The 13,735-nt window shown below is 44.1% G+C and carries 7 protein-coding genes, 8 tRNA genes and 3 rRNA genes; 3 read left to right on the forward strand and 15 right to left on the reverse strand.

The genetic code is table 11. The annotated features are described in order from the left end of the window. Positions 1-67: 67 nt before the first annotated feature. The 10 genes from C8270_RS03390 to C8270_RS03435 all read right to left on the reverse strand — a co-directional run bounded on the left by C8270_RS03390 (position 68) and on the right by C8270_RS03435 (position 5,609). Positions 68-1,183: a phosphomevalonate kinase gene (locus tag C8270_RS03390; RefSeq protein ID WP_234028470.1), complete on the reverse strand. Its 1,116-nt coding sequence runs from the start codon at positions 1,181-1,183 to the stop codon at positions 68-70. Further along, positions 1,180-2,157 carry a diphosphomevalonate decarboxylase gene (mvaD, locus tag C8270_RS03395; RefSeq protein WP_106495425.1) on the reverse strand — a complete coding sequence of 326 codons (978 nt, stop codon included), beginning with the start codon at positions 2,155-2,157 and terminating at the stop codon, positions 1,180-1,182. The genes C8270_RS03390 and mvaD overlap by 4 nt, the downstream gene beginning before the upstream one ends. A gap of 38 nt (positions 2,158-2,195) precedes the next feature. Next, a complete protein-coding gene (gene mvk / locus C8270_RS03400; RefSeq protein ID WP_106495427.1) occupies positions 2,196-3,158 on the reverse strand; it encodes a mevalonate kinase in 963 nt (320 codons plus the stop codon). After that, positions 3,155-4,444, reverse strand: a complete 1,290-nt coding sequence (locus C8270_RS03405; protein WP_106495428.1) for a hydroxymethylglutaryl-CoA reductase, degradative — start codon at positions 4,442-4,444, stop codon at positions 3,155-3,157. The genes mvk and C8270_RS03405 overlap by 4 nt, the downstream gene beginning before the upstream one ends. Before the next feature lie 203 nt (positions 4,445-4,647). Next, positions 4,648-4,723, reverse strand: a tRNA-Lys gene (locus C8270_RS03410). A gap of 37 nt (positions 4,724-4,760) precedes the next feature. Further along, positions 4,761-4,835, reverse strand: a tRNA-Gln gene (locus C8270_RS03415). A 12-nt stretch (positions 4,836-4,847) separates the two neighbouring features. Next, positions 4,848-4,932, reverse strand: a tRNA-Tyr gene (locus C8270_RS03420). A 39-nt stretch (positions 4,933-4,971) separates the two neighbouring features. Next, positions 4,972-5,047, reverse strand: a tRNA-Thr gene (locus C8270_RS03425). A gap of 329 nt (positions 5,048-5,376) precedes the next feature. Then, positions 5,377-5,452, reverse strand: a tRNA-Val gene (locus tag C8270_RS03430). Between the two features lie 82 nt (positions 5,453-5,534). Then, positions 5,535-5,609, reverse strand: a tRNA-Glu gene (locus C8270_RS03435). A gap of 226 nt (positions 5,610-5,835) precedes the next feature. Here C8270_RS03435 and fabI point away from each other — a divergent pair. From fabI to C8270_RS03455, 3 genes are all read left to right on the forward strand, one after another. Continuing rightward, positions 5,836-6,612 carry an enoyl-ACP reductase FabI gene (gene fabI, locus C8270_RS03440; protein WP_106495431.1) on the forward strand — a complete coding sequence of 259 codons (777 nt, stop codon included), beginning with the start codon at positions 5,836-5,838 and terminating at the stop codon, positions 6,610-6,612. Between the two features lie 98 nt (positions 6,613-6,710). Continuing rightward, positions 6,711-7,448, forward strand: a complete 738-nt coding sequence (locus tag C8270_RS03445) for a YwaF family protein (protein WP_106495432.1) — start codon at positions 6,711-6,713, stop codon at positions 7,446-7,448. 583 nt (positions 7,449-8,031) lie between these two features. Continuing rightward, positions 8,032-8,241 (forward strand): tyrosine-type recombinase/integrase, encoded by a 210-nt coding sequence (locus tag C8270_RS03455; protein ID WP_267894856.1) that lies wholly within the window; start codon positions 8,032-8,034, stop codon positions 8,239-8,241. Between the two features lie 74 nt (positions 8,242-8,315). Here C8270_RS03455 and C8270_RS03460 read toward each other — a convergent pair. From C8270_RS03460 to C8270_RS03480, 5 genes are all read right to left on the reverse strand, one after another. Next, positions 8,316-8,388 (reverse strand) — tRNA-Thr (locus C8270_RS03460). A gap of 8 nt (positions 8,389-8,396) precedes the next feature. Then, positions 8,397-8,471, reverse strand: a tRNA-Asn gene (locus C8270_RS03465). 203 nt (positions 8,472-8,674) lie between these two features. Then, positions 8,675-8,790: ribosomal RNA gene (gene rrf, locus C8270_RS03470) — 5S ribosomal RNA — on the reverse strand. Between the two features lie 77 nt (positions 8,791-8,867). Further along, a 23S ribosomal RNA gene (locus C8270_RS03475) occupies positions 8,868-11,788 on the reverse strand. Positions 11,789-11,966: 178 nt separating this feature from the next. Continuing rightward, positions 11,967-13,669: ribosomal RNA gene (locus tag C8270_RS03480) — 16S ribosomal RNA — on the reverse strand. Together the 16S, 23S and 5S rRNA genes with 2 tRNA genes alongside form the textbook arrangement of a ribosomal RNA operon. Positions 13,670-13,735: the final 66 nt, after the last annotated feature.

Consider the following 13,735-nt stretch of genomic DNA (forward strand, 5'->3'; position numbering starts at 1 on the left):
AAAACGCCTTTTTAAAAAAAACCAGGCGCTTTCCTAAATCGGAAAACACCTGGCTTATTATCTAATATTAAAGTGTCTCAATTACTTTTGCACCTTCTAAATTAGGGCTGATTGTTAATGGTTTGATTCCGGCTTCTTGCCAAGCCTGCATTAGTTGCTGAGCGCTTTCCTTATCTGGTAGAAATGCAATACCGCAATCTCCACCACCAGCCCCTGAAGGTTTACCCGCACCGCCATGTTGCTCAGCTAAGTCACACAATGTTTTCAATAACGGTGTCTCAACATCAACCCCAGCATTTTCTCCAACTGTAGCAAGTGCGTGTCTATTTTGCTTTACTCCCTTTAATAGGAGATCCAAGTCACCTTTTTCAAAACCTGCTAAAAAAGTAGTGACCGCCTGCTCACTCTCCTGCAAAAACTGCTCATAAAGACTTGGGCTCTCATCATTAAGCTTGCGTATTTTCGGAATTAATTTTGAGGTTGACGCAGGATTACCTGTCCAACCAATACATAGGTACACATCTTTCGGAAGCTCAATTGGTTTAATAGAGAAATAGCGCCAATCCTCCTCCAACAGTTCCGTTAGCGACTTCGCTTTCAAGTAGTGCTCAAGTAACCATTCCGCTTGAAATGAACTATAACGAAGAAAACCACCATATAATGACGCAGCAACATCAGCACCAGAACCGCTTCCTTGTGTTTTAACATGAGCTATTGCTGCAAGCTTGAAAACTAATTCCGCTGATGGCTTGGTAGGTAAATATTTATGGAGGACAGCAGCAATGACAGAGGTCACAACCGCTGCACTTGATCCTAGTCCGTACTTTACGCCGGATTCATCATCTAATTCACTTTTAATCGACAAGTGAAAACCAGTTGGCATAATTGCACGTTCTTGTAAATAGGTGATTGCTATTGTCATAGCATCCTCAACAAATTGGACACGATTATCACTCGTATTAACTTGAACTTTATTCGCTTTATATTGCCACTCCAAATTTGTCAATTCGAAGTCCAGTAAAGATAAATAATTTTCATTGCTTTCAACTATTGTTCCATAGACATAACGGTCAACCGCCATAACAACTAATTGGTGAAATGGCTCAAGAACTGCAAATTCACCTGTCACCATTAATTTACCTGGTACCCGGATCGTCATTGATGTATTCGACAAATTTTTCATAAATAAGTTACTCCCTGTCCTGATCGACTTACAATTACGTCATGAACACCAGGTATATCAAGGAGTGCCTTTTTCACTGTTGCTTCATCTTTGGGCAAATAAAGAACTTTAACATTTGGTCCTGCATCAATTGTAAAAAACGCAGGAATTCCACGCTCTCTCATTGTTTGTACTTCCTGCATAACCGCAAGTGTTGTAGCATGCCAATACGTAAATGGAGGATTAGCACCAAGCGTCGTAGCATGCATTTTTAAACAATTTGCTTCTGCAATATTCCCAACCTTTTCAAAGTCACGATCTTTGATACCCTGTTTGATCAGTTCAAGGTCGTATGGGATACTGTTCACCCATCCTGAAAAAAATGGAGATGTATTAACAGTTCGCTTCATACCTTCACGACTAGATACTTTTTTCATCGTATCCGATAAGACGACAGCAGCAACTCGTACATCCCAATGTTCAGCAGGTTGTACTTGTACTGCAAAGGAATCAGATCCATCTGGTTTTGTTCCCTGACGCCATTCAACAAATCCGCCATATATCGATCGACATGCGGACCCTGAACCTTGTCTAGTTAGGCGTGAAAGATCTTGATCACTAATTGATAAGTCCAGGGCTCGAGTTGTTGCTGCTGCAAGTGCCGCAAAACCCGATGCTGATGAAGCAAAGCCCGCAGCTGTTGGGACATGATTGGTTGAACGGACCTCAGCATACAAGTTGGTTGCCTGTGTCTCACTTCTTATAAGATCAAGAAACGTTGACACGCGATTAAATTGTTCGCCAGTTATAGCCTGATCATTCAAAAAAAATGTATCACTAGAGAGATCATCACGAAATGTAACCGTAGTTGTTGTGTAAAATCCATCTAAAGTTAATGACAGACTATTGTTTGTCGGTAGGATCAATGTTTCATCTCGTTTTCCCCAGTATTTTATTAAGGCAATATTTGTATGTGCTTTTGCTGTAGCCTTCATCATTATCCTCATTTCAATCGTTAATCCTATATGGTCAATTATTTTTGTTTACGTAATACAAAAGGCCATACTGCATGCGCGCCAAATTTCCTCAATTTTTCAGAGAGTTGATGTGAATGGGCCTCATTACGAGCCAAAGCAATAATACAGCCACCATTTCCGCCACCAGTTAGCTTTGCGCCTAATGCTCCTTCACTCCGTGCTAAATAAATTAGCCTATTTAAGCCTGCATCGCTAACACCAAGTGCTTCTAATTCCTTTTGCGCCTCATTGAGTGTCTTTCCTAACAGATGCTTACTCGCTTTCTCTAGTGCCCTTCTAGCCTGATGTGTGATTTCTCCAATTCGATCAAGGCTAGCCTGGATTTTTCTTGGTGCGGATTTAAACAATTCCGCAACAGACTCCACCGCAGACCTTGTGTCACCCATTCTGCCCGAGTCAGCAACAACGAAGTGAAAATCTGTGTTTGGCTGAATAAAACAAAATGGCCGACCTTTTTCATACCAAACAGGGGAGCCAGAGGTAATTGTTAATGTATCAATTCCACTAGGAGCCCCGTGAGCATACGTCTCCGAAATATTGGCCAATCTTAATAATTCTTCTTCCGTATAGTCCTCATCCGCATAGGCAAATAGGGATCGTATCACAGCAATAGCCACCGAGGCACTAGAACCTAAGCCTTTGCCAGGTGGTATGGATGATTTAATACGAATTAATAAGTCTTTACATGGTAAACCGAGTTGTTCCAATGCCGCCTTGATACAATTCACAACTCCATCCAATGCCTCTGGTGCTGAATCAAGTGGGCCATGATAAAAGGCACTATCCATTTTAACCGCCCCAGGAACATTTTCAATTACCGATTCTACTTCAACTAATGGAAAAGGGATAGCGATTGCTGGTTGTCCGTGTACAACTGCATGTTCCCCAATTAAAATTAATTTACTATGAGCTATACCTATAGCTGTTTGTTCTGAAGTTGTTGCCTTTTCTGCACTCATTTTATATATTCTTCCACCAATTCTTTAGCTTTTCCAACACGGATTTCTTTTTGCTTTATTAATTGTTCAGCAATAATATCAATCATCTCCCCAGTAGCACCTGCAGCCATTGCAACAGATCGAGAATGTAAGGCCATATGACCTTTTTGGATTCCATCGGTTACCAAGGCTTTTAGTGCACCAAGATTTTGTGCGAGCCCAACCGAAACAATTACTTGAGCCAGTTCTTCTGCGGACTCTACATTTAACATGTTATGAGCAACTTGGGCCATAGGGTGAACACGGATTGATCCGCCAACAGTTCCCACGGACATTGGTAATTCAAGTTCTCCTATCAAATTACCCGTATCATCCGTAGACCACGTCGTCATTGAGCTATATTTTCCATGACGCGCTGCATACGCATGTGCCCCTGCCTCAACTGCTCTCCAATCATTTCCGGTCGCAATCACAATCGGGTCAATTCCATTCATTATCCCTTTATTATGGGTAACTGCTCGATACGGATCAGAGGCGGCAAATTCATAAGCATGAACTACACCATCACGTACCTCTTCCCCAGTAAAATCTCCAGTTGCTAATAACTCAGGAGGTATAACACATTTTGCCTTTGCAAGACACCGATCAGCATAATTAGACAGGATGCGTAAAAACACTTTCCCTTTTGTTAATTGCTCAATCGTTGGTGCTAATGATTCGACCATCGTATTGATAATATTTGCACCCATTGCGTCACACGTATTTATATAGACGTGGACTACTAACATTTTACCATATTTCGAGTCCGAGTTTTCATTTAAAAGTCGTACTTCTAGATCCTCTGCACCGCCACCTCTAGCAACCAAGCTAGGATATGCAGCATTCGCGTCATTGATTAAGGCATCTTTTTCCGCTAATAAAGTTTTTTTGGCAGCTTCCATATCTGGACAACCAACAACTTGTATTTGCCCAATCATGACTCTTCCCGTGGCTTCTGTCGTAAAACCACCAGCATTCCGGACAATTTTGGCTATATGACTAGCTGAAGCAACAACAGAAGGTTCCTCAATTGCCATTGGTACAATATAGTCTTTTCCATTGATTAAAAAGTTCAGTCCTAATCCAAGTGGTAATGGATAAGTTCCAATAACATTCTCAATCATGTTATCTGCTGTCGTAACTGGTAAGGCATCCTGTTCAAGTGAATGCCCCTTTTTTTCGTCATCAAATACGTGCTTGGATGCCAATAATTCTCTTCGTTCTTCAACAGTCATATTATAAAAACCAGGGATTCTAGAAGTTATCATACCAATTCATCCTTTTGCAATTCAATATAATATATTTTTGCATTTAAAATTTGTTATTTTGGTAAAAAAAATTACTGTTTCTATTATGTAAAAAAACAGTATAAAATGCAAATAAACAAGGTTGTTGACAAACATAACGACCTTGTTTATTTCTAATTATACTATGTATTTTATATCTATGCTAGTGTTCTTCGTTTGTTTAGTGGTGAGCCATGGAGGATTCGAACCTCCGACCCTCTGATTAAAAGTCAGATGCTCTACCGACTGAGCTAATGGCTCGGTAAGTTTAAGTTGTTATGTATATAAAAATGAAAAATGGCTGGGCTACCAGGATTCGAACCTGGGAATGACGGGATCAAAACCCGCTGCCTTACCGCTTGGCTATAGCCCAACAAAATAATTATGGTGGAGGGGGGCAGATTCGAACTGCCGAACCCTGAGGGAGCGGATTTACAGTCCGCCGCGTTTAGCCACTTCGCTACCCCTCCGTATTGTTAACAATATCTTAAGTTTTATACGTGAAAAAGTGGTGCCGGCCAGAGGACTTGAACCCCCAACCTACTGATTACAAGTCAGTTGCTCTACCAATTGAGCTAGGCCGGCTTATTAATTAAAGGCTTTTCTATCTTACAAGTATGTTCATCAAGTGTGCTCGTCGTGTTGCAAGTCCGTTCAGTGATGTTGCACTCCTCGCAAGCGTGCACATAGCAGAAAATTCATTAAGGTTAACGGCTATATTACCCCTACTTCTACAAGACTATTCGCAGATGTGAATGCATCGGGGTTACTCGCAGTTTATTCGGTAGAAGTGTCGCTCGTTGCTCTACCAATTGAGTTAGGCCGGCTTATGAGATCTAATCTAAGTATATACATATTCTAGCTATGTTATTCGACAAAGATCCTTCGTTTGTTGATTTCAGTTATTTATCAAATGGTGGAGGATGCAGGGCTCGAACCTGCGACCCCCTGCTTGTAAGGCAGGTGCTCTCCCAGCTGAGCTAATCCTCCAACACACAGGATGATTAACGACATAAATTGACGATTGTTTTCGTGAATTTAACTTGCCTTCATTACTATCCTTTAAGTTAAATGGTGACCCGTACGGGATTCGAACCCGTGTTACCGCCGTGAAAGGGCGGTGTCTTAACCACTTGACCAACGGGCCATTTTAAAAGGTGTCATATTTTTGCATAATCCTGTCGTAAACCAACGAATCTTATTATAAACAGATTAGCTATTTTTGTAAAGGGGAAAAGTAGTTTTCTTAATCTTTTTATTTTAGACGTGTTAAAGCCTTTCTTCATGCAATAACTAAAGAGAATAATCCATGGTTCTTTAACTAGATTATTTAGGTTATAATATTTACAGAAATCTTTATGGGAGGTACACAAATGTCTGATTTATTAAATGGAAAAAATATAGTTGTAATGGGTGTGGCGAATCAACGGAGTATTGCCTGGGGAATTACCAAATCATTACATAATGCGGGGGCGAATCTAATTTTCACCAATCGGCAAGAACGTTCCCAAAAAAAGCTTGTTAAACTACTTGAAGAAAACGGTATTCAGCCAAAATTGATTGTTTCATGTGACGTTGCAAGCGATGAAAGCATTCATTCGGCATTTAGTGAAATCAAAGAAAATGTTGGCGTTATTCATGGATTAATTCACTCGGTTGCTTTTGCTAATAAGGAAGAATTAAAAGGGGAGTATGCTGATACTTCACGAGAGGGCTTTCTATTAGCGCAGGAAATTAGTGCATATTCATTAGCAGCTGTTACAAAAGCAGCGAAGGAACTAATGACAGAGGGCGGAAGTATTGTTACACAGACATATTTAGGTGCAGAACGAGTCATTAAAAACTACAATGTCATGGGAGTAGCGAAAGCATCATTAGAAGCCAGTGTAAGGTATCTAGCAGAAGACGTGGGTAAATATGGAATACGAGTGAACGCTGTTTCTGCAGGGCCAATTCGGACGCTATCAGCAAAGGGTGTTTCAGGATTCAATGAGAAATCATCTGTAATTGAGGAAAAGGCACCTTTACGACGCAATATTGATCAGGATCAAGTAGGAGATGCAACATTATTCTTCATGAGTGAATTATCAAGAGGTATTACAGGTGAAGTGCTTCATGTCGATTCCGGTTATCACATAATTGGGGAATAAATTAACGGACGCTTATCTAAAATGTTAAGCGTCTTTTTTCTGCATTAGTTTCATATAATTAGGTATATATCACTAGCTCATTTAGCGGGGGATAACTTATGAGAGGATGGTTTGTAAGTATCGAGGGGGATCCGTTTATAGCTTTTGGTTCATCTCACCTTTTCATGTTGCTAATCTATTTAATAGGACTATTATTTTTACTTACAGGTTATAATGTACTTCAGAAAAATAGTGTTCTATTCAATATGATACGTTGGATTTTGTTCAGTTTGTTAGTTTTATCGGAATTAGCGTATCAAACCTGGACCATCGCTAATGGGGTTTGGAGTGTGAATGAGCATTTACCACTTCATCTTTGTGGTATCGCAAGTATTATTGCAGCCATTGCATTGATCAACTATAACAGAAGGTTAATTATCACAGCTTATTTTATTGGTTTCATTCCAGCACTCTTGGCACTAATCACACCTGAACTCCCTTATGACTTTCCACATTTTCGTTATTGGAAGTTTTTCATTCATCATATTGTGATCTCCTGGGCGAGTATTTTCCTTGTGTTCACAGGTAGTATAAAAATCACGTTTAAATCAATGCTAGGAGCATACTTCTTGTTAATCCTGTATGCTATCTTTATCGGCTTTGTGATAAATCCGGTATTTGATGCTAACTATCTTTATCTTGCTAATACACCATCCGCAAGCACACCACTTGATTTACTTGGTAGTGGTAGCTGGTATTACGTGAATCTTTGCCTATTAGGTTTTGTGGTATTTATACTTCTTCTTGGTTTTTCCAGAGTGCTTGATACAATTAAATCTTTCAAGGATTCCCTATAACCCACACATTTTAAAATGTTTACTCCAAACTAAAAAGCATCTAAATCTTTGATACAAAGACTTAGATGCTTTTCCAGAGTAAAAGAGCTTCCAAACAGATTCGAACTACTAACCCCTTCCTACCAAGGAAATCTGTAAAAATATAAGCATCTTATACAACTAAAAGCGAGCATAATCAATACTAAAGAAAGCAACCAATTCATTTTCTTTTGTCACAGCAAACATTAAATTCCCTCGTTCTTCTGGATTTAAAAATTCGTCTAATGACAGGATATTGATTTTGATAATAATAAGTTACGTACTATGCGGGTCATATAGTAAAACAGGATTCAGCAAGGGAAAATGTAATAAAGCGAGGCGTGTTATTGATATTGATGGGGATATGAAGGATGAATTATTAAAGCGCAAAAAAGTTATTGCAGCTAATATATTAAAGTGAGGAAAGAATTATGATGATCAAAACCTGGTCAATTGCAGCGCTGACGGATCCCTGTTAGTGTTCGGAATGTTAATAGGCGATTTGATAAATTGATAAAGAGGTATAATGATAAGATTGACGAAGATAAAAACAAATTAAAAAAAGATTCGCTTACATAATTTAAGACACACGCACGTAACACTAATGTTTGGAATGGGTGTACCAGTTAAAATAGTGTCTGAACGATTAGGTCACGAAAAAGTGGAATTAACATTAAATACTTATGCTCATTTATTACCATCGATGCAGATTGAAGCTGTAAAAACATTTAATGAAAACATGCAAAAGCATAAGAACGAACATTCGGTAAAATGACGCTCGTTAGAAGTTTGTTAGAAGAAAAGGAAAAGGCTCTTGCCCTAAAGTGGGCAAAAGCCTTTCATACCAAGAGCTTCCAAGCAGATTCGAACTGCTGACCCCTTCCTTACCATGGAAGTGCTCTACCTGCTGAGCTATGGAAGCATAAAAAATGGCTCCACAGGTAGGATTCGAACCTACGACCGATCGGTTAACAGCCGATAGCTCTACCACTGAGCTACTGTGGAACAATAAAAAGTATTTATCATTGTACTACAATCAAACAAGTTGTGCTCGTCGTGTTGCAAGAGTTTTCGATGGAGCTACACTCCTCGCATGACCTACTATGAAGTTACTCACAGGGTGTTTACGGTCAAGCTACTGTGGAACAATAAAAAGTATTAACATAAATGTAACATTAAATTAAATCTAATACAAATACAAAAAACAAGCCTGGCGGCGTCCTACTCTTGCAGGGGCAAGGCCCCAACTACCATCGGCGCTGGAGAGCTTAACTACTGTGTTCGGCATGGGAACAGGTGTGACCTCTTCGCTATTGCTACCAGACATACTATTTGCGGTATAACACTTTTTATACCCTAAAAACTAAATAAGAGTTTTACAAACAACGAATAAAAAGAAATATAGTTAAGTCCTCGATCGATTAGTATCCGTCAGCTCCACGTGTTACCACGCTTCCACCTCGGACCTATCAACCTCATCGTCTCTGAGGGATCTTACTCACTCGAAGTGATGGGAAGTCTCATCTTGAGGGAGGCTTCATGCTTAGATGCTTTCAGCACTTATCCTTGCCACACGTAGCTACCCAGCTATGCTCCTGGCGGAACAACTGGTACACCAGCGGTGTGTCCATCCCGGTCCTCTCGTACTAAGGACAGCTCCTCTCAGACTTCCAACGCCCACGACGGATAGGGACCGAACTGTCTCACGACGTTCTGAACCCAGCTCGCGTACCGCTTTAATGGGCGAACAGCCCAACCCTTGGGACCGACTACAGCCCCAGGATGCGATGAGCCGACATCGAGGTGCCAAACCTCCCCGTCGATGTGAACTCTTGGGGGAGATAAGCCTGTTATCCCCGGGGTAGCTTTTATCCGTTGAGCGATGGCCCTTCCATGCGGAACCACCGGATCACTAAGCCCGACTTTCGTCCCTGCTCGACTTGTAGGTCTCGCAGTCAAGCTCCCTTCTGCCTTTACACTCTGCGAATGATTTCCAACCATTCTGAGGGAACCTTTGGGCGCCTCCGTTACCTTTTAGGAGGCGACCGCCCCAGTCAAACTGCCCGCCTGACACTGTCTCCGAACCGGATCACGGTCCTGGGTTAGAATGTCCGTACAGCCAGGGTGGTATCCCACGGGTGCCTCCACCGAAGCTAGCGCTCCGGTTTCCAAGGCTCCCACCTATCCTGTACAAGCTGTACCAACATTCAATATCAGGCTACAGTAAAGCTCCACGGGGTCTTTCCGTCCTGTCGCGGGTAATGCGCATCTTCACGCATAGTATAATTTCACCGGGTCTCTCGTTGAGACAGTGCCCAAGTCGTTGCACCTTTCGTGCGGGTCGGAACTTACCCGACAAGGAATTTCGCTACCTTAGGACCGTTATAGTTACGGCCGCCGTTTACTGGGGCTTCGGTTCTACGCTTCGCGCCAATGGCGCTAACGCTTCCCCTTAACCTTCCAGCACCGGGCAGGTGTCAGCCCCTATACTTCGCCTTTCGGCTTCGCAGAGACCTGTGTTTTTGCTAAACAGTCGCTTGGGCCTATTCACTGCGGCTCCATGTAAATGAAGCACCCCTTCTCCCGAAGTTACGGGGTCATTTTGCCGAGTTCCTTAACGAGAGTTCTCCCGATCACCTTAGGATTCTCTCCTCGCCTACCTGTGTCGGTTTGCGGTACGGGCACCTGTGACCTTGCTAGAGGATTTTCTTGGCAGTGTGGAATCTGGAACTTCGGTACTCTAGTTCCCTCCCCATCACAGCTTGAAATTGTTGGACGGATTTGCCTATCCAACTTTCTAACTGCTTGGGCGCACACATCCATCGGTGCGCTTTCCATATCCTTCTGCGTCCCCCCATCGCTAATAGCGGTCATGAGGTGGTACAGGAATATCTACCTGTTGTCCATCGCCTACGCCTTTCGGCCTCGGCTTAGGTCCCGACTAACCCTGAGAGGACGAGCCTTCCTCAGGAAACCTTAGGCATTCGGTGAAAGAGATTCTCACTCTTTTTTCGCTACTCATACCGGCATTCTCACTTCTAAGCGCTCCACCAGTCCTCACGGTCTGACTTCACAGCGCTTAGAACGCTCTCCTACCATTGTTCAAAGAACAATCCGCAGCTTCGGTGATACGTTTAGCCCCGGTATATTTTCGGCGCAGAGTCACTCGACCAGTGAGCTATTACGCACTCTTTAAATGATGGCTGCTTCTAAGCCAACATCCTGGTTGTCTGGGCAACTCCACATCCTTTTCCACTTAACGTATACTTTGGGACCTTAGCTGGCGGTCTGGGCTGTTTCCCTTTCGACTATGAACCTTATCACCCATAGTCTGACTCCCAAGTCTAAGTAGCTGGCATTCGGAGTTTGACTGAATTCGGTAACCCGATGAGGGCCCCTAGTTCAATCAGTGCTCTACCTCCAGTACTCTTTGCTTGAGGCTAGCCCTAAAGCTATTTCGGAGAGAACCAGCTATCTCCGTGTTCGATTGGCATTTCACCCCTACCCACACCTCATCCCCGCATTTTTCAACATACGTGGGTTCGGGCCTCCTGTCAGTGTTACCTGACCTTCACCCTGGACATGGGTAGATCACACGGTTTCGGGTCTACGACCGCATACTATATTCGCCCTGTTCAGACTCGCTTTCGCTTCGGCTCCGTGTCTTCCACTTAACCTTGCATACGATCGTAACTCGCCGGTCCATTCTACAAAAGGTACGCCGTCACCCATTAACGGGCTTCGACTACTTGTAAGCGCACGGTTTCAGGTTCTCTTTCACTCCCCTTCCGGGGTGCTTTTCACCTTTCCCTCACGGTACTGGTTCACTATCGGTCACTAGGGAGTATTTAGCCTTGGGAGATGGTCCTCCCAGATTCCGACGGAATTCCTCGTGTTCCGCCGTACTCAGGATCCACTCCGGAGGAAATTCCTTTTCGATTACAGGGCTCTTACCCGCTATGGCTGATCGTTCCAGATCGATTCATCTAAAGAATTTCTTGGTAACTCCAAAGGAGTGTCCTACAACCCCAGAAAGCAAGCTTTCTGGTTTGGGCTGATTCCGTTTCGCTCGCCGCTACTTGGGAAATCGCGTTTGCTTTCTCTTCCTCCGGGTACTGAGATGTTTCAGTTCCCCGGGTCTGCCTCTTGTATCCTATGTATTCAGATACAAATACTGCTCCATTACGAACAGTGGGTTCCCCCATTCGGAAATCCTCGGATCGAAGTCTACTTACGACTCCCCGAGGCATATCGGTGTTAGTCCCGTCCTTCATCGGCTCCTAGTGCCAAGGCATCCACCGTGCGCCCTTATTCACTTAACTATTATATTAAGATTAAGAACTTAAATTTGATGTCGTTGAATGTCTTACTCTTATTTAGTTTTCAAGGTACAAAGCGAGAGATTCACTCTCTCAAAACTGAACCAAACAACCAAGTACGCCCTTACCGAGGAGATCATCTGAAATGACCTCACTCCGCGTTCCTTCTAATAATCCTTAGAAAGGAGGTGATCCAGCCGCACCTTCCGATACGGCTACCTTGTTACGACTTCACCCCAATCATTGGCCCCACCTTCGGCGGCTGGCTCGCGTCTGCGTTACCTCACCGACTTCGGGTGTTGCCAACTCTCGTGGTGTGACGGGCGGTGTGTACAAGGCCCGGGAACGTATTCACCGCGGCATGCTGATCCGCGATTACTAGCGATTCCGGCTTCATGCAGGCGAGTTGCAGCCTGCAATCCGAACTGAGAATGGTTTTATGGGATTTGCTTGACCTTGCGGCTTCGCTGCCCTTTGTTCCATCCATTGTAGCACGTGTGTAGCCCAGGTCATAAGGGGCATGATGATTTGACGTCATCCCCACCTTCCTCCGGTTTGTCACCGGCAGTCACCTTAGAGTGCCCAACTTAATGCTGGCAACTAAGATCAAGGGTTGCGCTCGTTGCGGGACTTAACCCAACATCTCACGACACGAGCTGACGACAACCATGCACCACCTGTCACTCTGTCCCCGAAGGGAACACTCTATCTCTAGAGTTTGCAGAGGATGTCAAGACCTGGTAAGGTTCTTCGCGTTGCTTCGAATTAAACCACATGCTCCACCGCTTGTGCGGGCCCCCGTCAATTCTTTTGAGTTTCAGCCTTGCGGCCGTACTCCCCAGGCGGAGTGCTTAATGCGTTAACTTCAGCACTAAGGGGCGGAAACCCCCTAACACCTAGCACTCATCGTTTACGGCGTGGACTACCAGGGTATCTAATCCTGTTCGCTACCCACGCTTTCGCGCCTCAGCGTCAGTTACAGACCAGAGAGTCGCCTTCGCCACTGGTGTTCCTCCACATCTCTACGCATTTCACCGCTACACGTGGAATTCCACTCTCCTCTTCTGCACTCAAGCCCTCCAGTTTCCAATGACCGCTCGTGGTTAAGCCACGAGATTTCACATCAGACTTAAAAGACCGCCTGCGCGCGCTTTACGCCCAATAATTCCGGACAACGCTTGCCCCCTACGTATTACCGCGGCTGCTGGCACGTAGTTAGCCGGGGCTTTCTGGTTAGGTACCGTCAAGGTACCGCCCTATTCGAACGATACTTGTTCTTCCCTAACAACAGAGTTTTACGATCCGAAAACCTTCATCACTCACGCGGCGTTGCTCCGTCAGACTTTCGTCCATTGCGGAAGATTCCCTACTGCTGCCTCCCGTAGGAGTCTGGGCCGTGTCTCAGTCCCAGTGTGGCCGATCACCCTCTCAGGTCGGCTACGCATCGTTGCCTTGGTAAGCCATTACCTTACCAACTAGCTAATGCGCCGCGGGCCCATCTGTAAGTGATAGCAGAAGCCATCTTTCAACTTCTCCTCATGTGAGAAAAAGTATCATCCGGTATTAGCCTCGGTTTCCCGAAGTTATCCCGATCTTACAGGCAGGTTGCCCACGTGTTACTCACCCGTCCGCCGCTCGATCCACAAGCATCCNAAGCCATCTTTCAACTTCTCCTCATGCGAGAAAAAGTATCATCCGGTATTAGCCTCGGTTTCCCGAAGTTATCCCGATCTTACAGGCAGGTTGCCCACGTGTTACTCACCCGTCCGCCGCTCGATCCACAAGCATCCACCCGAAGGCTTCAGCAAGTTTCACGCGCTCGACTTGCATGTATTAGGCACGCCGCCAGCGTTCGTCCTGAGCCAAGATCAAACTCTCCAAAAAAGTTTGTATGTGATTAACACCGATCAATCACATCTCAATGTCTTAGCTTTTAGAAGTGTTACCTTC

The sequence above is a fragment of the Lentibacillus sp. Marseille-P4043 genome, from assembly GCF_900258515.1.
Taxonomy (GTDB): Bacteria; Bacillota; Bacilli; order Bacillales; family Amphibacillaceae; genus Lentibacillus_C.